A 21,419-nucleotide genomic window follows, 5' to 3' on the forward strand; every position below is an offset into this window, starting at 1 on the left:
TCCCACTGATCCGCCCGATGGATGGATCAGTGGGATGCAATAGGTCAGTCAGGCCATTTCAAAGCGCCATCGAAACGATGCCTGCTCAAATCCTCGAAAGGTGTCGCGATGATCTCGTTGGAGGCGCGGGCCTTGTCCAGTTCCTCTGCAAGCCTTGCCGCCACCACGGTTTCCTGGCCCGGATGCAGATTGCAGGGGTCGAGATAGAAGTAGTGATGCTCCACTTCATGATCCCGCACGATGATCGGCTGCGGGCCTTGGCGCAGGGCGGCGGCCAAATCCCAGGCGGTGATGTGGGCTTCCTCCGTCGAGATGATGACCCGCATGCGGTCCAGCGGATTGTTGGTCGGGTCGGGTTCGATGAGCGCGGTGACACCCGGGCGGTTGGCAAGCGTCTGCTTCCACAGGTTCAGATAGCTGGTTTCACGCTCGCGGATGCCGGTATGGTCACGCTTTTCCCAGGCTTCCAGCGCCGCCATGACGCCGTAAATGCTTTCCTTGCCAACCTTCATGCCACGGCCAATGCCCATGTTCTGAAGGAATGCGTTGCGCACGAGCTCTTTCTTGCCAGCGACGATGCCCGATGTCGGGCCACCGAGAAACTTGTGGCCGGAATAGAGGGCGATATCAGCGCCTTGCTCGAGAAACAGCTTCAGGTCATATTCCGATGCCGCATCCACAATCACGGGCACGCCCCTGGCATGCGCGATCTCCACGAATTCTTTGAGATTAAGGAGGCCGTAATCCACAACGTGATGCGACACGACAAAGACCGCTGCTGCCGTTTTATCGGTAATGGCGTTTTCCATGTGGTAGCGATGCGTCGATGTTGCCTGACCGATCATCACGACCTTGCCGCCAGCCAGACGGATGGATTGGTCCACCGGTGCGCCGTAGCTCACCACATGGCCCATTTGCACAAGAACCTCGTTCTTGGGCGTCGATGTTTCCGGTAGCCTCTCAATTGCCAGAAGGTCTGGCCCGGTAATCGTTCCAGCAACAGCCAGGCTGATGCCGGATGAGCAGGACGCCGTGACGAACCCGGCTTCACCACCGGTCAGCCGCGCAATGATGGTGCTTGCCTTGCGCTGAAGATCGTTGATCTCAACAAATTGCGGAAGGATAGCTGCCATGGCGGCAACCGCTTCCGGCACCACGATGGAGGCCCCGAGGCTGGTCATCGTGCCGGATACGTTGATCACAGGGCGCAGGCCGAGCTTCGTGCGGATATCGTCGGACATTGTCATTCTCCAGTCTGTGAGCCGTCGATACCGGCTCTAATTTCGGTTGCCCCGCACACGCCTATGCCATAGTAATGCAATATGTTCTTTAAGGTGCAGGAGCTTGGTTTTGGATTTGAAGACATCATCGGACCTTTCCGAGGTGACATCGGCGGTTGACGGTGACGGCAAGGCGCGTCGCTCGCGTGTCAGCGGCATCGACCGTGCCTTGCAGGTCATCGATTATCTCTATGAAACTGGTGCGCCCGCCGGTGCCTATGCCATTGCCAAGGCCGTCAAGGCTCCGCTTTCCACCGTCTACGTGATCATCGATGATCTGGTGGAAAAGAACATGCTGGCTCGCAATGCCGACGGCATGATCTGGCTTGGCGCGCGGCTTTATCATTACGGCTTGGCCTACGCTCGCTCGCTGGACTTCATGAGTGTCGCCACCCACGAAATGCACGATCTTTGCCGCGAGGCGGGCGAAACCGTTCAGGTCTGTGGTCGTGATGCCGAACATATGCTGGTGCTGGCCATGGCGGATGGCCCCAGCCATTTTCAGGTGGCATCCCGTGTCGGCACCCGTGTTCCCCTCAATTGGACGGCGTCCGGGCGTCTTCTCGTCGGCCATATGCCGGAAGACGAGCGTATCGAGCTGTTCAAACGCGGCGCGCGCATATCGCCCACCGGTCGCGCCACCATCGATGCGACCACGCTGTCGGACGCAGCGCGCAAGGCTTTTGAAGAGCGTCTGTCCATTCAAGCCGGGGAGTCCGATTACTCCGTGGCCTGCATTGCATCGCCCATTGTCGATAACAGGGGCGATTGCGTGGCGACGATTTCCATCGTGCTTCCCGAGCAGAAAGTGCTTGCCGACAAGTCCGGTTATGCCGACCGCGTCAAGGCGTCGGCAGCACGGATCGAAAAGCTGATGGGCTGGCGCAACCACTGACCGTCTCCCCCTAGCCGTGTAATGCCACGATGGCTTCAATCTCCACCGTGATGTTTCCCGGAAGTGAACCGAAACCGACAGCGGAGCGGGCGTGCTGCCCCGCCTCTCCAAACACGGCATTGAAAAGATCAGAGCAGCCGTTGATGACCTGCGGATGCTCCAGAAAATCAGGCGCGGCATTGACCATGCCGAGCAGTTTCACGACGCGACGCACGCGGGACAAATCGCCCAGCGCGTCGTGCATGACGGCCAGCAGGTTGACACCTGTCAGTCGTGCATCGGCATAGGCCTTCTCTGCCGAAACATTTGTTCCAACCTTGCCGGTGTGCATGAAACCATCGGCCTCGCGCGGGCCTTGGCCTGAAAGATAGAGCATGTTGCCTTCGATGACATGTGTCACGAAGTTGGCGATGGGCGGCGCTGGCGGCGGCAGTTCGATGCCGAGCGCGGCAAGCCGGTCATAGGGCGTTTCCGCCTTTGCTTCTGACTTGATCGGGGACTGGGTCACGCAAACTCCTGTATCATGCGAAATTCTCTGTTCATGTCTGGCAGCCCTCAGCGATAGGAATAGCCGTGGCTGTGGCGAACCAGTTTGCGCGCACGCGGAATGTACCGGCTGGCGACAGTGGCTTCCGCGCCAATGACGGCGTAACGCGGCTCGAACAGTTGTTTGAGTTGCGAAACGTCACCATTGGAATCGGTCGCTTCGAGATCGGAGTCGATGACATCGAAAATCGTGAAATCGGCTCGCGCACCGACTGACAGGCGGTTTTGCATGTCGAGCTTGATAACTTCGGCAGGCGCATGCGTCACAGCATTGACGACCTTGTCGAACGGCATGCCGACAGACATCAGCTTCGACATCGTCGTCGCCAAATCCCAGACCGGGAAGTTCATCGAATGACCGTGAAGGTCTGTCGAAATTGAATGTGGCAACAGACCCCTTGCAATCGCCGCTTCAGCAACCTTGAACGAGAAGGATGCTCCGCCGTGGCCGATATCCAGCCGCACGCCTTCCGATGCGCAGCGTTCGGCCAGATTGAACAGGTCTTCGTCTTCCAATATTGACGAACCTGCCTTGCCGTTAAAGCAGTGGGTAACGACATCGCCAGGGCCGAGGATTTCCAGCACTTCGTCGTATAGTGCTGGCGGTTCGCCCACATGCACCATCATCGGTATTTTCAGGATTTTGGCGATCTTTTTGCCAAGTTTGACCGGGGTCACGCCCCATGAACCAGTGATGACGTGGCTGGCTCGGACCTTCAGGCCTACAATGTGTTCGCTGTTTTCGGCATAACATTCAAGAATGCGATCGAGGTCGATGTCTCTGATATCACGCAGTTCCGCAACACGATTACAGGCAACGAGGCCGATGGAACCGAGATTGAGGAAAGCCTTGATGCGTTCCTTGGATGGCTCGATGATATATTCGCGGAAGCCATGGAAGTTGGCTTCACCGGCAGAACCGGCATCGACCAATGTGGTGACGCCACGTTCCGCGCCGCATTCCGAAGGGCGGATCGAAATATCTGTACCGCCGTGCCAGATGTGGACGTGCAAATCCACCCAGCCGGGGGAAATCCATGCGCCCTTGCCGTCGATAAGCGTGGCATCTGCGGGAGCAGCGATGGACTGACCGATGGCGGCAATCTTGCCGTCACCGCCGACCAGAATATCGGTCGTGCTAGTCTGTGCGGTTTCGCCGAAAGCCATTGGCTTGACGTTGGTGAGGAGGAGCGGTTTCGCGTTTTCCCCGGTCATATTACAAATCCCTTCGCAGTCTTGGATCGAGCATGTCCCGCAAACCATCGCCAACCATTTGCAGCGACAGCACGGAAAGAATGATGGCAAAGCCGGGGAAATAGGTCATCCAGTCGGCCTGCCCGATATATTGGCGACCGCTGGCGATCATCGTTCCCCAGGTTGGAATTTCCGGGCTCACACCGAGCCCGAGAAAGGAAAGGCCAGCCTCCGCCAGCATGGCGCTGGCAAACAGGAATGTGGCCTGCACGAGAATAGGCGAGAGCAGATTGCGCAGCACATGCCGCGTCATGATGTGGAAGGTCGAAATGCCCAGTGCCTGTGCCGCCTCCACATAAGGCAGTTCGCGGATCACCAATGTCGAGGCGCGAACGATACGGGCAAGACGCGGTGAGTACACAATCGATAGTGCGATGATGACTGTGGTGAGCGAAGGCCCAAGGGCAGCGACCAGCGCGATGGCAAGAAGAATATCCGGAAACGCCATCATCGCATCGATCAGACGGGCAATCGGCGTATCGAGTTTTTGGAAGAAACCGGCAAGAAGTCCTAGCGTCACACCGATAGTCGCCGACAGCACGACGACAGAAGCACCAATCAGCAACGATAACCGCGCGGAATAGATCGTTCGCGAAAAGACATCGCGGCCGAATTCGTCTGTGCCAAACCAGAAGATTTCGCTCGGCGGCTTCAGTCGGTTGACGATGGACAGCTTGGAGGGCGAGTAAGGCGCAATCCACGGCGCAAGCGCGGCCAGCAGAACGAAGATCACCAGAATGATGAGGCCAAAAGCCACGGTTTTGCGCTTCAGGAACCGGCGCAGGAACTTGGAGTCTTCGCTGGGGGCAGGCTTTGGGGTGGTTGCTGTCAAATCGACCATCCGTCGCGCCCCCCTCAATAACGCACACGCGGATCGATCGCCAAATACAGCATATCGATTGCGAAATTGATGAGGACGTAGAGCGCTGCAATGACCAGCAGAGCTCCCTGAATGACTGGATAATCCCGTCGCAGAACGGCCGACACCACCAGACTGCCAACACCCGGCAGACCGAACACGGTCTCCGTAACGACGGCACCGGAGATCAGCACGGCAGCGGTCAAGCCGATGACGGTCAGGATAGGGATCAACGCGTTCTTCAGCGCGTGTTTGAGAATGACGCGGCGCTCGACCAGACCTTTGGCACGGGCGGTGCGAATATAATCGTCACCCAGAACATCCAGCATGGAAGCGCGCGTGAAACGCAGAATGAGGGCAGAGGAGACAATGCCAAGAGCGAAAGCCGGAAGCGTCAAATGGTACATGCGTTCCATGAAGCTCGAACCCGGCCCGCCGTAACCGGACACGGGAAACAGATTCAGCCGCACGGCGAAGAACTGCATGAGAATGAGTCCGAGCCAGAAACTGGGAATACTGGCCGCCAGCATGGCAATGGTCGTTGCGGCCTGATCGATAAATGAGCCACGGCGATAGGCCGCATAGATGCCGATGGGCAGAGCGATGACACTGGCAATCAGAAGCGAAAAGAGCGTCAGGAAAAAGGTCGGCTCAGCCCGTGCCATCAGCGCAGAGGTCACCGGCATATTGAGGAAGATCGACTGACCGAGATCGCCTTTCAGCATCTGGCCGATGTAGATCAGATATTGAACGATAAGGGACTGATCAAGCCCCAGCCGCATGCGCAGATCAGCAATGTCCTGTGCGGACGCATCTGGACCCAGCATGACGGCAGCCGGGTCGCCCGGCGTGACGCGCACGATGACGAAAACGATGGTCACGACGAGGAACATCACGACGATCATGCCGAACAGGCGCTGGAGAATATAACGGATCATAAATGTCTCTCTTCATGCTACAAGGCAGAAACATTTCCGAAACCGGAGCCGCGGCAAAGCGGCATCCGGCCCATCGAAAAGCGTTACTTCTTGATCGAAGCATTCCAGAAATATGGCCACGGAGCAGGATCGACGCCCTCAACCTTCTTGGCCTTGGCAGTCAGACCATTGAAATCGCCGATCTTCATGTATGGAATTTCCGCATACATCGCCTTTTGAACATCAGCCCAGAGCGCAACGCGCTTTTCTGGATCGGATTCGGCAGAGAAGGCTTCGACCGTCTGCTTGCGCAGCGGCGTATCCCACCAGCCGGGAGATGTTGGGGCGAGCGAACCAATCAATGCAGGTTCTGGCAGGAACGGGCTGTGGGTTATGTAGATATCCCATAGACCCTTGTCGGCGCGACGCTGCGTGAGCGTTGCCCAATCGACCACCTGCATATCCACCTTGAAACCGGCGAGCTTCAGATATTCTGCCGCAACCTGCGCCATCTTGTAATGGAATTCATACTGGCGGCTGGTCAGAATACGGATCGGCTTTTCGCCGTCATAGCCAGCAGCCTTGGCCGCTGCGGCAGCGCCCTCAGGGTCTGCGAGATTGTAATTGCCTTCAACACCGGCATCTGTGTTCCAGACGAAATTCTTCGGATAGATATCGCCATCCAGCGCGTAAAAATCGGTGCTGCCAAACGCTGCGGCCATCATGTCTTCCATGCTCAGAGCCTGGCGAATGGCTTTACGAATGGCGACATCCTTGGCAATACCCTCTGCCGTGTTGAACACGAAAACCGGATAGCCGAAAGGCTTGAGAACGACCGGCTCGGTCACCGTGGACGACTTGATCTTGTCGAAGGATTCGACCGGGAGACTATCGATGTAGTCATACTGACCGGAGACTGCCGCTTCCACTCGCGTATTGGCGTCCGGCACGGGCACGAAGCGGATTTCATCGAGATACTGATGGCGCGCACCGCCATAACCATTGCTCTCGCCAGAGCGCGGCGTGTAACCATCGAAGCGCACGAGCTGGATGTACTGGTCGGCCTTGCGCTCTTTCAGCATATAGGGACCAGTGCCGATGAACTCCTTCATCGGCTCATCCTGCTTCTCGGCTGGCAGAATAATCGCCGCAGAATTGTTGAAGGCGAGCAGTGAAACAAGCGGCGCATAAGGCTGCTTCAATGTAATCGTCACTGTGGACGAATCGGTCGCCTCGATCTTGTCGATGAAAGATGCTGCCTGCTTGCCGCGCGAGGCAACCTTGATCCAACGATTCAGCGACGCAACGACGTCATCAGATGCCATATCGGAACCATCGTGAAACTTGATGCCGGAGCGCAGCTTGATGGTGTAGGTTTTACCATCCGCACTGATCTCTGGCAGGCTTTCAGCCAGCAAAGGCGTCGTCTTCCAGTCCTTGTCGAATGTGTAGAGCGTCTCGAACATATGCTGCGTAACGATGCCGACGAGGTCCGCAGTCGATGCCATCGGATCGAGTGTCGGCGGCTCGCCAATCGTCGCTACATTGATGACGCCACCCTTTTCCTGTGCGGAAAGAAGCGACGGGGCAGCAACAAGCGCGGTGGCAATAAGAAGTGCTAGCTTGAGTCTCATACAAAGCTCCCGGTTTTCAGATGTTCCACTATTATGTTATATAAGCTTTTATAACAGAATAACTGAAAGCGAAGGGCTGTCAATTGCGTTCCTTAAACAGGAGCCACTTTGTAAGCACATGATAATATCGCAATGGAACCGCCCGCACCCGTCTCCGTTGTTTTTTACGTAGACAGTCGGGAGATAAAACGTGAGCGACTTCGACCTTTACTATTGGCCCGTGCCGTTTCGCGGCCAGTTCATCCGCGCCATTCTGGCCTATGGTGGCCGCTCTTGGGATGAACATGATTCCAACGAGATCGGCGAAATGATGGAGCGTGACGCAGGTCAGCAGCCCATCGCCTTCATGGGCCCACCCATTCTGATCGACCGCGAACGAGACTTCGCCATATCGCAAATGCCCGCAATCGCCCTTTATCTGGGCGAACGTCTCGATCTTTTACCAGACACCGCCGAAGGTCGTGCACTCACGACCAAAATCATAAATGACACCAATGACGTGATCGACGAACTGACGCTTGATGGCGGGCGAGAAATGTGGACCGATGAAAAGTGGAAAGAGTTCGTGCCACGGCTTCAAAAATGGATGCGGATTTTTGAGGACACCGGACAGCGCAACGGCCTTACGCGCGATACGGGTTACATACTCGGAACAAAGCAGCCAGGCATCGCCGACATCGTCACCGCTACGCTCTGGGCGACGATGAGTGATCGCTTCCCCGCAATCGATGCCATTTTCAAATCGACGGCACCGATTATCCGTGGGCTTTCGGAGCGGATGCAAGCGATGCCATCTCTTGTTGAGCTCAATAAGAGCACCCTAGAGAAATATGGAGACCAATATTGCGGCGGGCAGATTGAAAAATCACTGCGGAGGGTTGCGGAGTAGGCATCAGGAGATGCAATACCGTCCTGGAATCTCCTGATCGCTCCATGTCTGTTGGTATTCGCACTGCGCCATCATCAATCGATGAACTCGCAACCGGCCTCCTTCAGGACCTTATCCACCCAATCACGGTTCACCGTGCCTGCCTCGGTTTCCATCATTTGCTTGGTTTCGGCCTCATGCTTTTTGATTGTTGCCTTGAGGACATCCGCCGCAGCGGCTTTTGGAACGCATACCACGCCATCGAGATCACCGAGTATCAGATCGCCGGGCTCTATCACCGTCCCGTTGATGGCGATGGGAAGCCCGATTTCGCCAGGGCCGGTGCGATAGGGGCCGCGATGGGTTACGCCGCTGGCAAAAACGGGGAGGTTGCGCTCCATAAATGCTTCGGCGTCGCGAATTGCACCGTTGAGCACAAAGCCTGCTAAGCCCCGCCGGATTGCGTGGGCAAGCATCAACTCACCCATCAGGGAGTTGGCGGTTTCGCCAGCGGCATCGACAACGATGATGTCGCCCGGTTGTGCCATATCGATTGCCTTGTGAAGCATCAGATTGTCGCCAGGGCGGGTTCTGACGGTCAGTGCGGGGCCAGCGAGATTGCCAGAGCGGTGCATGGGTCTCATACCCGTGCCAAGGGCACAAATGCGCGACATGGAATCGCTGACATTGGCTACAGGAAGGCTTCGGAATGAATCGATGAGCGTTGGCTCGATACGATCCCAGTTCAGTTTCACGCGAAATCCGTAAGTCATGGGAGCCTCAGGTAGCAGAAAGTTCGGTTGGTCGGGCGACGGAGCGCTCGTCGGGCGCATTGCCGTCGAGAACGCTGATAATGTGCTGAGCGGCGATAATTGCCATGGCATCTGCGGAGCCGTAGGTGACGCCACCGATATGAGGAGTGGCGATGAGTGTGCCTAGTGACCACAGCGGATTGTCGGGTGCCGGTGGCTCGGTGGCGAAGCTGTCGAGCGCTGCACCTGCGATGGCACCAGTAGACAGTGCTTCAGCAAGCGCCGCCTCATTGATAATGCCGCCACGGGCCGTGTTTACGAGGACGGCGGTCTTCTTCATCATGCTGAGACGACGCCCGTCAATCAGATCGCGTGTCGTCGCCGTCAGCGGGCAATGGATGCTCAAAATGTCGAGGGCTGGCAGCATGAGATTGATGTCGCTGGCAGAGGCGAACCCGTCGGCTTCTGCTGCGCCCGGCGCGAAGGGATCGTAGACCACAACCTCCATTCCAAGCGCTTCAGCCATGCGAGCCGTTTCGCGCCCAATGCCACCATAACCGATCAGGCCAAGCGTAGCTCCGAGGAAATCCTTGCCGATAAAGGTCGGCTTAGGCCATTCACCACTTTTCACCGCCCTGTCGAGCGGCAGCACCTCTTTGATAAGGCTCAGTGCCAAAGCAATCGTATGCTCTGCAACAGCACGAGAATTCGATCCCATGGCTCTTAGCACCGGGATGCCAAGCTTTGCGGCAGCCGCGATGTCGACGTTATCGATGCCAACACCATGTTTGGCTATGACTTTGAGGTTGGATGAAGCGGCAATCACCTCCTCCGTAATGCGGCCCTGCCGGACCATCATGCCGTCAATCTTAAGCTCCGCAGCCCGCTTGGCGACGATTTCGGAGGCATCGTAAGGTGGAGAGAAAAACACGTCGACGTCGTGAGCGTTCAGCAATCGGATCGCTTTTTCAGCAATCTTGTTATGGGTCACGAGGATGCGGCGGCTGCGATGGCCGTACTGTGCGCCCTGAATGATGTCATGGGTCATGAGGTGGCCCGTCCTTTCTCAAATCGTGCAAGAAGATTTTGGGCCCGCGTCACGATTGGCGCATCTATGAACTTACCGTTCAGCATAAAGGCCCCTCGCCCCGCCGCAGCCTCTTGGGTATTCGCTGCGATGACTTTCTGCGCCCACGCAACCTCGTCCAAACTGGGAGCGAAGCATTGGTTCAGGATCGGCACGACAGATGGATGGATGCATGTTGCGCCGTCGAAACCGAAGTCACGCGCCTCAAGTGCAGCCGAACGAAGTGCCTCCTTATCGGCGAAATCGACCGTGGTGCGCAGCATTCCGAAGGAAAGCACACCCGCCTCCTTGGCCGCATAATGGATCATCAGCTTGGGATAGCGCAGCACATCCGGTGTCGGCTGAGCTCCCATTGCTGTCGCCAGATCCTCCCCGCCGGATGTCAGTGCCAGAACGCGTGGGCCGTGGGCAATTGCCCGGACTTCAAACAGTCCCTTCATATCCTCGATCAAAGGCACGAAATCGATGGGCGGACGTGAGGCCTCATACTGCTGAAGGCGTTGCGCCAAATCTGTGAGAACATCTGCGGTGTTGACCTTTGGAATATAGAGCGCATCGGCTCCCGCAACGGTCGCTGCCACAGCATCCTCGAACAATCGCTCGGAGTTGTCGACGCGAACGAAAACCTTGCAGCCGCTCTGCTGTATTTCCGGCACCCATTTTTCAAGCGCATCGCGTGCTTCCGTCTTGGCATCTTCCGGCACGGCATCCTCAAGGTCGATGATGACGACATCCGCGCCCCGCTGGCCTGCTTTTTCCAGAAAGCGGGGCGCATTGCCTGGAACATAAAGGAGAGACGCGATCATTCTTCGCCCTCCAGATCAGCAGGGGTCAGACCGACTTCGGCCAGAATTGCCTCTGTCTGCTCGCCCACATCCGGTGCCGGATGACGGAAAACACCCGGTGTCTTCGAAAAACGTGGAAAAATATTGTGCTGCGGAATACTGCCGAGATCGGCATCCTCGACATTCACGACGATTTCCCGTTCGGCAAAATGCCGATCCGTGCTGATGTCGGCGATGTCATAGACCGGCCCGACGGTGGCACCTGCCTTGCGCATCTCCGCAAGCGCTTCATCTCGGGTTCGCGTCACGAACCAAGCCCCGAGCGCGGCATCGACCAGTTCGCGATGTTTTACCCGTTCTGCATTGCTGGCAAAGCGTGGGTCATCCTTCATGTCGGGCCGCCCAACGATATCGAATATCCGCATCGCAATGACCTGCGTGGAGCCGGATAGCGCCACGTATTTGCCGTCACTGCACAGATAGACGTTGCGCGGTGAAACCGTGTTGGAGCCTGAGCCGGACCTTTGCTTGACCTTGCCGGTAACGTGATAAATCGACGCCTCTGGTCCCAACGACGCGAAGATTGGCTCAAGAAGCGACAGGTCAATGACCTGACCTGCGGCATCCCCCCGTTCGCGCGCAAACAGCGCCATCATGACAGCATTTGCCCCCGTCAGACCGGAGATCATGTCGGCCAGGGCCAACGGTGGGAGGACCGGTTCGCGATCCGGGAAACCGGTGCGCATGGCAAAGCCGCTCATCGCCTCAACCAATGTGCCGAAACCGGGAAGCTTTGCATAGGGACCGGTCTGACCGAAGCCGGAAATCCGCACGATGATGAGCTTCGGGTTAAGCGCCGCCAGGCTTTCCGGCGAGAGTCCCATTTCCTCAAGCGTGCCAGGCCGGAAGTTCTCTATGAAGACATCCGCCGTTTCGAGCAGTTTCTTCAACGCCTCCAAAGCTTTTGGATTGCGCAGGTTGAGGGCAATCGACCTTTTGTTTCTGCCATAAGTCTTCCAGTGCAGGGAATGGCCATTGTCACGCCATTCACGCAACGCGTCGCCTTGCGGTGGTTCGACCTTGATGACATCAGCCCCGAAGTCTCCGAGCTGCAACGAGAGCATGTTACCGGCGACCACACGACTGAGATCAACGACCCGGATGCCGTGTAGCGGGCCTTTTTGATCTGCCTGAAAACGGACGGTTTTTGGATTCTCTACCATTGAAGGCCTCAATTCTGGTCACGTGTTCCGGGAAAAACGGCACAAAACTCCTGAGGAAGATGAACCAGAATGGACGAGTCCTTCAGCTCCAATGGTGTCTGGATACGAAACTCGATCGGGCCGGAGCGCACCGCATATTGCCAGACGGAACCCAGATAAGTGCGCTGCTCTATGGAAACCCGCATCGTGTTCGGGCCGCCCTCACCGACAATTTCGATCTTTTCCGGCCTGATGGCGACCACGACAGCGCCGTTAGGGTCAGATGGTCCTGCTGGCGTTACGATTTCGCTGCCATCGACAAGCCGGATGCGTGCTGTGTCCGTCCCGCTCTCAATCATCGTGCCATCGAAGAAGTTTGACGAGCCGATGAAGTCAGCAACGAAGCTGTCGGCGGGACGCTCATAGATATCGCGTGGGCTGCCAAGCTGGCGCATTCGCCCCATGCTCATCACGGCAATGCGGTCGGACACGGCAAGCGCTTCGGCCTGATCATGGGTGACGTAAATGGTCGTCACTTTCAACCGCTCCTGCAGCTCGCGCAGCCACACACGCGCACGCTCTCGCAGTTTTGCGTCGAGGTTTGAGAGCGGCTCATCGAGGAGCAGAAGCGGCGGGCGATAGACGAGCGCGCGGGCAAGGGCAACGCGCTGCTGCTGTCCACCGGAAAGTTCGAACGGGTAACGATCCGCATAGGGCAGCATCTCAACGAGCCCCAATGCATCCTTGATGCGCTCATCCCGCTCTGCTCTGCCAATCTTGCGTAGCGTCAGAGGAAAAGCGAGGTTTTCAGCCACCGTTTTGTGTGGCCACAGAGCGTAAGACTGGAAAACGAGGCCGATATTGCGTTTTTCCGGGGGCACGGTGTTGCTGGGATTGCCATCGAACAAGACACGGTCACCGATCCGGATCGTGCCTGACGTGGCGTGGTTGAGACCGGCGACTGCAAAGAGTGACGTGGACTTTCCACAGCCGGAAGGGCCGAGCAAGGTCAGGAATTCGCCGGACGCAACGTGAATGTTGAGATTATCGACCGCCGTAACGGCCCCGTATTTGATGGTGAGGTTTTGGAGAACGAGATCAGCCATAGATTTTGGCTCCCATGACGCGGCGTGCGAGAAGAACGAACGCGGCGGTAATGATGACTTGGATGGTTGCAAGAGCAGAGACCGGGCCATTATCGCCCTGGGCAACAAGCTGAAGCATGGTCGTGCCGATGATTTCGGACCCAGGCTGATAGAGGAAGGCCGCCGTCACATATTCCTTGAAGAAGTGGATGAAGAGCAGCGCATAACAGCTAAACAATGCGGGCTTCAGGATAGGCACGATGATGCGTGTCACTGTCGTCCACCAGTCCGCACCGGAAATGCGTGCGCCGCGGTCCAGCTCCTCACCCACCTGGGCAAGAGCCGGAGCGATAGCGCCGAAACCAACCGGTATATAGCGGATCATGAATGCAAGGATCAGCACGGCGATGGTGCCACGAATGACATCGGCTCCCGGTAGCCAGATCACCGCATAGAAGAAGCCAAGGCCTGCAATGATGCCCGGCAGAGCGCGCGGAAACAGCGCGATATATTCGAGCGTCCGCCTGTAGCTGAAGTCCGAGCGGCGCGCGACGAGCGCGATGACGAGAATGAAGAAAGTGCCGATGGCTGCGCCAATCGTGGCGACCAGAACGGAATTGACGATCGATCTCACATAGTTGGCTGAACCCAAGACATGTTCGAAATTGGCGGTGGTCAGCACTTTCCAGAAAGGAATGAGCGGCGTGAGAAAGCTGACCGCAGAGCGCATGAAGATGCCTCCGAAGATAGAAATGATCGTCAAAAATGCAAAGGCAAAAACGAAGAGGAAAGCGGGCCAGCGCCATGCGCCAAGATCGAGTGTCGATGGACGGCTGGCCTTGCCCCGCACCGTCACGAAACGGCCTGAGGATTTCATCAGGAAGCCCTGAAGCCAGACAAGGAACGCCACCACAATCAAAAGAATGACGGCTGCGGCACCGACGATGCCATATTCCGGGCGCACCGAGGCGTTGATGCCGGCATTGTAGAGAAACGTCGTTACCGTCTGGATGCCGGACGGGCCGCCGAACAGAAGAGGAATGGCGAGCATTTCGATGCCGACGACGAAATTCAGCACGGCGGAATAGATGATGGCCGGACGGATCATCGGAATGGTGACCGAAAACAAGGCGCGGAACGGGCCAGCCCCTGTGGAGCGGGCCGCATCTTCCAGAAGCGGATCGGCCTTGGTGACGGCGGCAAGACACATCAGATAGGTCAGCGGCGCCTGGCTGAGACCCGCAACAATGCCCATGCCGGTCACGCTATAAAGATTCCACGGCGCACCACCGAGATAAGTCTTGGCGGCAAGTGTCATGAAGCCTGAAGGGCCATACATGGTGAACCAGCCAAAGGCGATCACGAGATTAGACACAAACAGCGGCCAGATGAAAATCTCGCCCAACCATTTGCGACCCGGCAGATTGGTACGCCCGACGAGAACCGCCATGACTGCGCCGAAAAGCTGCGCAACGAGCATCGTCAGCGCGCCAAAATAGAGCGTGTTCCAGAATATGCCTGCCATGCCCGGTTCACTGAACAGACGGCTGAAATTGCCGACCGTCATGACAGCCGTGTCGTCATAGAGAGGCTTGTCGAGGAATGCCTGGAAGATGATAGGGGTGATCGGACCGAATACGAGGATCGTCGTCAGCGCCGCAACGCCCCAGTAGATCGCACGCGATCGGTCTATCCCCCTTCCGGCCGCGCCGGGGTGGCTGATATCCGTCATCGAATTTTCCTGTCAGGGTTGGTAAGAGGGCCGCCACCGAAAGGCGGCTGACCCTCGAAGCACGGCCTTAACGGCCAGCGATTGCTGCGTTCCACTTCTCAACGAAGGGACCCGCTTCGGTGATCAAGCGTTGATCGAAGCCAGCAATGATCATGTTGTCGTTGCCGACGATGCCACCGATCTTCTGGAAGGTGTAACGTACCTGATCTTCCGGCACATCTTCACGGTAGGGAACAAGACCACCCTTGCCCACCTGCGTCTGGCCATCCTGGCTCAAAGCGTAATCGACAAACAGCTTGGCTGAATTCGGGTTGGCGACACCCTTGGGAATACCCATGCCGCGAAGCATCATGATCGTGCCGTCATCGGGGAAAGCAAAACCGAGAATCTCGCCGCCTGGCTGCTCAAGGCGCGGGAAAATGGTGATCCCAGAAACCGCAACGCCCATCAGATACTCGCCGGTGGCGATCTTTTCATTCATCGGGCCGCCGGATGTTTCGCCACGGATCATCGGGCCGATCTTGCGCAGATCGCTCCAGCCCTCTTCACCTTTCTTGTTCATGTAGCTCCACCACGCGCTGAGACCGAAGCTGTTGCGCGAAGCATCGTAAGTTGTAATCTTGCCTTTGAACGTGTCGGGATCAGCTGTGGCCGCCGCAACCATCGATGAGAAACCCTTCGGGCGCTGGTCATCTGGAAGAAGCGCTGCATTGTACGTAATGACAAGCGGATCGGTTGAGAGCACGTTCACGCCCGGATAGGGATGTGCGAACTCTGGAAGCTTGGCGATTTCAGGGCTTTTGTAATCTTCCATCAAGCCATCCTTGCCATAGGAAGCCCAGCGGTCGTTGGCACCGGAAACAAGAATGTCGGCGGTGCGGGCGCTAGACCCCTTCTCGGCCTCCCAGCGCGAATGCACGGTGCCCGATCCCAGATCGACCGTCTCGACCTTCACCCACGGATATTTGGCGTTGAAACCCTTGATGATGGGCTGCCAGTTGTTATCGGCCATGTTGGAATAGATCATCACACCTGACTCAGTGCGGGAAGCTTCGATGACCTTCGAGTAATCGGCTGGATAGCCGGCCGGGACTTCCTGCGCTTGGGCAATGCTGGCAATGCCGGCAAACAAACCGGCAATGGCCGAAAGCGTGGTGAATTTCATTGTTATTACCTCCCTTTTGATAGACGACGACTGCGACGCGCCAGCTCCTCACTGATTGCGACGGCAGTTTCTCTGACCACTTCACTGATGCGGCCGGAATTTGAAATGAACCTTGCCTGGGGACCAGAGATGTTGAATGCGGCAACGGCTTCACCGCTCGCTCCGAGGATTGGCGCCGCCGCACCCGCGGCCCCCTCAACGATACCCAATGGATTGAGATAGAAGCCAGACGCCCGGGCACTTGCCACGGCTTCTCGAAGTTTCGTTTGCTCGGCCTCCGAAAGGGAGGTCGCGGACATATAATGATCAATCTTCGTATCGCTGCCAGCGGCAAGAAGAACGATACCACTCGCGACCTTGTGCGCGGGCCGCGTTGGCACGATATCGCGATCGTACAGGATCTCGCGCTTCGGCAAGACCTTGTTGAGATAACGGATCGACTGCCCCTCCAGAACCGCGACAAAGCCGCTTTCTCCGGTCTCTTCCACAGCCTGGAGAATATAGGGCGATATCAGCGCGATCAGCGCACCGTAGTTGTGACCATCAGAGGAAATTTCCCCCGGAAGGCGCCGCAACTCATACTCACCGCTTCCCAGCCTGTGAACATAACCGCGCTCAGTCAACGACTGGAGCATCTGCAACGCACTCGATTTCGGCATCGCAAGAGCGTTTGCAATCTCAGAAAGGCCCGCAGGACCCGTCGAAGCAGCAAACCACTCGATCATATCAAGAACACGCTCGACACCGCGACCACTCAAAAACAAATCCTCCCAGATCGTTCACTATAATGAACATATACATAATATTGAATAAGATAGACGTAGTCAATCCACGAAACGACACGGTTGCCTCTCGAGCAGTTGCGGGGTGAACGCGATGGCAGCGAACCGACGAACGGCGATGTTGGGATGTCTTGAGGGAGGCTAGGTCAATGTCTGTATGACCTGAGCAAGCTTTCTTAAAGCCAGCCCAGCGCCGTCGCTGCCCTGATTGCTTCCGCACGACGTTTGCAGTCGAGTTTTTTGAACAGGTTCCCAAGGTGGAACTTGACCGTCACTTCGGAGATGTTGAGGGCTTGCGCGATACGTTTATTGGACATGCCACCCGCCAGAAATTGCAACATCTGCACCTCCCGCTGAGACAATCCGCCGTGCAAGGCGCGTGCCTGTGGCGAATTGATGGAGGATGCGAAGATCGACAGCGCAGCGCGGACATCGGATGAGGTTTCGATGAAGCTGCGGATGCGGCGGTTTTCCAAGAGAGGAGACAGGAATATCCGCTCTTCGGATAGCACGCCGTGGCAGCCGAGACGTTTGGCCGACTCCAGCGCCAGAAGAATATGCGAGCGCGCTGCGGCATTATCGCGGCGTTGGTGGGCGGTGTAGCTTTGCCATATGTGCAGTGCGACCCTCTCACGATTTGTCACCTTTGGATTGGCGATCAGGGCATCGAGCTGGCGGGAAAGATAGGGGCGTGGCGTCCACAGGTGAACGGCATCGCGCATCCACGCCATGACATAGGCAATCTCATCCCGCCGCGTCAGGCGCGAAAGCTCGTCCTGCGCGGTTTCCACCCAGTTCCGGCCCATGGGCATGCGGATCGACATCAGTGTTGCAGCGGCTTCAGCCCAGCGGTTGGTGTTTTGATAGGCGATGGCCGTGCGGATTTCCATCATCGCATGGAACTGCAGCCCCTCCGAAAGATGAATCCAGAGGCCATCCAGAAATCCCGGCCTTATGGTCGTGGGGAAATGATCGATCACGGCCTGCGTTGCATAATGCAAGCCGAACTGCATGAGGCTCGGCCATATCTCCGATGCCGCGAATTGTTCGAAATCATTCTGTACGAACTGCAGAAGATCATGCGAGCGGCCTGCCTCATAGTTGATGCAAGCGTCCGCAAGCCGCAACATCCGAAACTCCGTCTCGGCTTCGTGGTTGACCTGTTGCAGCCTGTCGCGGGCATCTTGCGCCGCGCGCCGCGCCATCAGCACATCGCCGCTCATCAGACGCAGGACGATCTGGTGCAGATGGATGAAGAACTCGAGAAGCGGCTGACCGCCCATTTTTCGGAGATAGATGAGCGCGCGGGCAGCGGCGGCTTCCGCCTCACGGAAATTGCGGCGGCGAATTTCGAACTCGAGAAGTGCGTTGTAATAGCTCGCCCATTTGGCGTGGTCCCCCATGGGGTAATCAGCCATGAATTCCCCAAGCCGGTTGATCACGGCATCATTGGGCGTCAAATCCTCGCTGATCATCAGATTGAGACGGAAAGTGCGAGCGGCGAAGGAAAATCTCGATCCGAGCGACAGCACTTTGAGCGGATCGAGATAATCCGAGCCGAGATGCTTGCTGACAAGATGGCGAACGCGTTGAAGTTCTCCCTGCTTGAGGAGCGAGCGACAGACGGCAAACAACACCGTCTCGTTCGTGGCAATCATTTCATGCGAGAAGCGCGTGATGATGTCCTGAAATGAACTGACACTGGTGCGGTAGATCAGTTCGCGACCATGGGCGCGCTCAAGAATCTGTGCCGCATGGGTTTCGTATCCATGATCGAGCAGAAGGGACATGGCGCGCAACGATTGACCTGATGCTTCCAGTGCAGACGCCAGTTCGACCACGGCACTGCCGGTCTCAAAAGCTGCAAGGCGCTCCCGAACGGCTATGGACAGAAGCCGCAGAAGCTCGGTGTGCTTTTGCGGCTCACGCGTTAGAAAGGGCGGCAACTGACTTTCCCAAGGCTCATTTTCGGAGGCTGTGGGAGCTTCGAGCCATAGGTTGAGCGCCATGGTTTGCGATGGCGAGAGATGGGCGAGAAAAGCCTCTCGCAGATAGTCGATCCGCGTCGGCTCATCTATGCCCTCATCAAGGCCCAGAAATGCTGGCCAACCCGCGTATTCGTTGCGTATGCGAGCCGCTGTTGTAACCGGCAGACCTGCAAGTTCACCATCGCTCAGCGTCAGATCGTCCGCATGGATCGTGTCGGACCCGAAATGCAATATTTGCCGCGCCAGACCGCTGATGCGTTGGTCGGCACGGCATGCAATCACCAGCGTGCGCACGATCTCAACGACCGCAGCCGGCAACCGCGCTGTTCTGACAGAGACCGGAATATCCCAAAACAGCCAGCCATCCTGCACATCTGTCGCGCCCGGTTGGCGAGACGTGCAAACGTGTCTCCCTACCTGCTCTGCCACCATGTTCAGCAGCACTGTCTTACCAGCACCTGCCGGGGCGCGCAGAAAGATGACGCCCGCTTTGTTGCTTAGAATGCGCGAGCACAAAACCGGACGTTGGATGATCGAAGTCATAAAATCGGAATAGGCGAAACCGCGTCAAAAACCTATACCATAAAGCAAAAAAACTATACCTTTCTCGGATTGCTGTCATCCGATCTGCGGGGGATGTTCGCTCATCAGGAAGCGACAACCAAGAAAGCCTCCCCGATGCAGCAACATCCTTTGTTGGCAGTCATGACCAGGCTTGGCACCTTCGTGCTGGTCATGGTTGCTCTGTCGATCATGATCTTCACACTGGCACGCGTGGTGCCCGGCGACCCGGCACGCATGGCGCTAGGCCCTGCTGCGACACCAGAACAGGTAGAGGCGTTGCGCCTTCAGATGGGCTTGGACAAGCCGCTGGCGCTGCAATATTTCGATTACGTCGGCCATGCCCTACAGGGTGATCTCGGCCAGTCACTGGTCTCTCAGCGGCCTGTAACGACGGACCTTGCCCAGACAGTTCCTGCCACGGTCGAGCTGGTTCTCGTCTCCGTCATCTTCATGTTTCTGGTCGCGATACCGCTTGGCGTGATTACCGCGCACTACAGGGACAGAGGCCTTGATCATATTGGTCGGATACTGTCGCTCACCGGCGTCACCATCCCGAGCTTCCTTTTCGCCATAACGCTTCAATTGCTGGCAGCAAAATTCATTTCCGGCTGGCCCATCATCGGCAGGCTTGATCACTCCTTGGGTTGGCAGGGCGGACCGACGGGCTTTCTGATACTGGATGGTTTGCTGGCTGGCCGCTTCGATGTTGTGCTCGATGCGCTGAAACACCTTGCACTTCCAGCCTTCGCGCTCTCCATGGCAGGCATCGGGCAGATCACTCGCATCACGCGCTCCTCGATGATCGAAAACCAGCGCAAGGACCATGTGCTGACGCTGCAAAGTTTCGGCGTGCCTGAGCGCGTCATCATCTTTCGTTATCTGCTCAAGCTGTCGTCCATCGCGCCCTTGACGATCATGGGACTGGAATTCGCCTCACTGATTGGAAATGCCTTCGTGATCGAGATGGTCTTCGCCTGGGGCGGATTCGCATCCTACGGGCTGACCTCGATCCTGCAAAAAGATCTCAACGCCGTGACCGCCGTGGTGCTGGTTGCAGGCCTGTTTTTCATCGTTGCGAACATGATCGTCGACATCCTGATCTCGATCATCGACCCGCGCCTGGGCCGAAAGGAGGCACGTTGATGGCCGATATGAAAATGCTCGACACATCCGATCGGCCGCTGAGTGCCGGATACATCATGTGGTACCGCTTCAGCCACAATCCGACGGCGGTCATCGGCGCGCTGATACTGCTTTCGGTCATCATCCTCGCCGTGTTCGCACCCTGGCTAACGCCCTACCCCAAACATGTCGGCGCTGTGGTTGATTTCCGTGCCCGACATATGGCTCCCGATGCCCTTCACTGGTTCGGCACCGACAAAGCGGGTCGCGACATCTTTTCACGTACCGTGTTCGGCTTGCGGGTGTCACTGCTTCTAGTCATCGGCGTTCTCGGCATTTCCGTCCCAATCGGCACCGTTCTGGGTCTGATCGCTGGTTATTTCGGTGGCTGGACGGAAAAGCTCATCACCGGATTGACCAATGTCATGCTGGCCATGCCGCCGCTGGTCATGGCGCTTGCCGTTTCCAACCTTCTGGAACCGACACTGACCAACGCCATGATCGCGATTACGTTGTTGTGGTGGACCTGGCACGCACGGCTGATCTACTCCGTCTCGAAATCCATCGCTTCCGAAGATTACATCGAAGCCGCGCGTCTGGCCGGCGCAGGACCGATGCACATTCTGTTTCGCGAGATTTTGCCGAACTGCGTATCGGTCATCTCGGTCAAGACCACCTTGGATGCAGCCTTCGTCATCCTGTTTGGGGCGACACTCAGCTTCCTCGGTTTTGGCGTGAAACCACCGACACCGGATCTCGGCTCGATGGTCGCAGACGGTCGCCAGTTCATGCCCGACTTCTGGTGGGAGGTCCTCTGCCCGGGTGCTGCGGTGTTCTACGTCACGCTGGGCTTCAACCTGCTGGGCGATGGCCTTCGCGACATGTTTGACGTGGAGAACTGA

19 protein-coding genes are annotated in these 21,419 nt (G+C 57.2%); 4 read left to right on the forward strand and 15 right to left on the reverse strand.

The window, feature by feature from the left end:
* Positions 1-44: 44 nt before the first annotated feature.
* On the reverse strand, positions 45-1,241 hold the full coding sequence (locus tag ABUK73_RS13060; protein ID WP_353577659.1) for an aminotransferase class V-fold PLP-dependent enzyme: 1,197 nt from the start codon (positions 1,239-1,241) through the stop codon (positions 45-47).
* 103 nt (positions 1,242-1,344) lie between these two features.
* On the opposite strand from ABUK73_RS13060, the gene ABUK73_RS13065 reads away from it, so the two are divergent.
* Positions 1,345-2,175: an IclR family transcriptional regulator gene (locus ABUK73_RS13065; RefSeq protein WP_454892366.1), complete on the forward strand. Its 831-nt coding sequence runs from the start codon at positions 1,345-1,347 to the stop codon at positions 2,173-2,175.
* A 10-nt stretch (positions 2,176-2,185) separates the two neighbouring features.
* Here the strand turns inward: ABUK73_RS13065 and ABUK73_RS13070 are convergent, their stop codons facing one another.
* The 5 genes from ABUK73_RS13070 to ABUK73_RS13090 form a co-directional block, all read right to left on the reverse strand.
* On the reverse strand, positions 2,186-2,683 hold the full coding sequence (locus tag ABUK73_RS13070) for a RidA family protein (protein ID WP_353577660.1): 498 nt from the start codon (positions 2,681-2,683) through the stop codon (positions 2,186-2,188).
* Between the two features lie 47 nt (positions 2,684-2,730).
* Positions 2,731-3,936 (reverse strand): amidohydrolase/deacetylase family metallohydrolase, encoded by a 1,206-nt coding sequence (locus tag ABUK73_RS13075; RefSeq protein ID WP_353577661.1) that lies wholly within the window; start codon positions 3,934-3,936, stop codon positions 2,731-2,733.
* Position 3,937: 1 nt separating this feature from the next.
* A complete protein-coding gene (locus tag ABUK73_RS13080; protein ID WP_353577662.1) occupies positions 3,938-4,816 on the reverse strand; it encodes an ABC transporter permease in 879 nt (292 codons plus the stop codon).
* A 14-nt stretch (positions 4,817-4,830) separates the two neighbouring features.
* A complete protein-coding gene (locus ABUK73_RS13085; RefSeq protein ID WP_353577663.1) occupies positions 4,831-5,772 on the reverse strand; it encodes an ABC transporter permease in 942 nt (313 codons plus the stop codon).
* A gap of 83 nt (positions 5,773-5,855) precedes the next feature.
* Positions 5,856-7,385 (reverse strand): ABC transporter substrate-binding protein, encoded by a 1,530-nt coding sequence (locus ABUK73_RS13090; protein ID WP_353577664.1) that lies wholly within the window; start codon positions 7,383-7,385, stop codon positions 5,856-5,858.
* Between the two features lie 190 nt (positions 7,386-7,575).
* Between ABUK73_RS13090 and ABUK73_RS13095 the strand changes: the two genes are divergently transcribed.
* Positions 7,576-8,274 carry a glutathione S-transferase gene (locus tag ABUK73_RS13095; protein WP_353577665.1) on the forward strand — a complete coding sequence of 233 codons (699 nt, stop codon included), beginning with the start codon at positions 7,576-7,578 and terminating at the stop codon, positions 8,272-8,274.
* Positions 8,275-8,348: 74 nt separating this feature from the next.
* Here the strand turns inward: ABUK73_RS13095 and ABUK73_RS13100 are convergent, their stop codons facing one another.
* The 9 genes from ABUK73_RS13100 to ABUK73_RS13140 all read right to left on the reverse strand — a co-directional run bounded on the left by ABUK73_RS13100 (position 8,349) and on the right by ABUK73_RS13140 (position 19,374).
* The gene (locus tag ABUK73_RS13100) at positions 8,349-9,026 is read right to left on the reverse strand and encodes an RraA family protein (protein ID WP_353577666.1); all 678 of its coding nucleotides are present in this window, start codon (positions 9,024-9,026) and stop codon (positions 8,349-8,351) included.
* 7 nt (positions 9,027-9,033) lie between these two features.
* On the reverse strand, positions 9,034-10,053 hold the full coding sequence (locus ABUK73_RS13105) for a hydroxyacid dehydrogenase (RefSeq protein ID WP_353577667.1): 1,020 nt from the start codon (positions 10,051-10,053) through the stop codon (positions 9,034-9,036).
* Complete coding sequence (locus ABUK73_RS13110) at positions 10,050-10,898, reverse strand: HpcH/HpaI aldolase/citrate lyase family protein (RefSeq protein ID WP_353577668.1); 849 nt, start codon at positions 10,896-10,898, stop codon at positions 10,050-10,052. The genes ABUK73_RS13105 and ABUK73_RS13110 overlap by 4 nt, the downstream gene beginning before the upstream one ends.
* Positions 10,895-12,100 carry a CaiB/BaiF CoA transferase family protein gene (locus ABUK73_RS13115; RefSeq protein ID WP_353577669.1) on the reverse strand — a complete coding sequence of 402 codons (1,206 nt, stop codon included), beginning with the start codon at positions 12,098-12,100 and terminating at the stop codon, positions 10,895-10,897. Before ABUK73_RS13115 ends, ABUK73_RS13110 begins: the two co-directional genes overlap by 4 nt.
* Before the next feature lie 8 nt (positions 12,101-12,108).
* Positions 12,109-13,185, reverse strand: coding sequence for an ABC transporter ATP-binding protein (locus ABUK73_RS13120; protein ID WP_353577670.1), 1,077 nt, complete (start codon positions 13,183-13,185; stop codon positions 12,109-12,111).
* Positions 13,178-14,896, reverse strand: coding sequence for an ABC transporter permease (locus ABUK73_RS13125; protein ID WP_353577671.1), 1,719 nt, complete (start codon positions 14,894-14,896; stop codon positions 13,178-13,180). Before ABUK73_RS13125 ends, ABUK73_RS13120 begins: the two co-directional genes overlap by 8 nt.
* A 67-nt stretch (positions 14,897-14,963) precedes the next feature.
* Positions 14,964-16,061, reverse strand: coding sequence for an ABC transporter substrate-binding protein (locus ABUK73_RS13130; RefSeq protein ID WP_353577672.1), 1,098 nt, complete (start codon positions 16,059-16,061; stop codon positions 14,964-14,966).
* A gap of 5 nt (positions 16,062-16,066) precedes the next feature.
* Positions 16,067-16,819: an IclR family transcriptional regulator gene (locus ABUK73_RS13135; RefSeq protein WP_353577673.1), complete on the reverse strand. Its 753-nt coding sequence runs from the start codon at positions 16,817-16,819 to the stop codon at positions 16,067-16,069.
* A 200-nt stretch (positions 16,820-17,019) separates the two neighbouring features.
* Positions 17,020-19,374, reverse strand: a complete 2,355-nt coding sequence (locus ABUK73_RS13140; protein ID WP_353577674.1) for a helix-turn-helix transcriptional regulator — start codon at positions 19,372-19,374, stop codon at positions 17,020-17,022.
* Positions 19,375-19,509: 135 nt separating this feature from the next.
* Between ABUK73_RS13140 and ABUK73_RS13145 the strand changes: the two genes are divergently transcribed.
* Together ABUK73_RS13145 and ABUK73_RS13150 are read left to right on the forward strand one after the other, a co-directional pair.
* Positions 19,510-20,538, forward strand: a complete 1,029-nt coding sequence (locus ABUK73_RS13145; protein ID WP_113085877.1) for an ABC transporter permease — start codon at positions 19,510-19,512, stop codon at positions 20,536-20,538.
* A complete protein-coding gene (locus ABUK73_RS13150; protein ID WP_353577675.1) occupies positions 20,538-21,419 on the forward strand; it encodes an ABC transporter permease in 882 nt (293 codons plus the stop codon). The genes ABUK73_RS13145 and ABUK73_RS13150 overlap by 1 nt, the downstream gene beginning before the upstream one ends.

The organism is Agrobacterium vacciniicorymbosi (assembly GCF_040427045.1).
In the GTDB taxonomy this organism is placed as follows: Bacteria; Pseudomonadota; Alphaproteobacteria; order Rhizobiales; family Rhizobiaceae; genus Agrobacterium.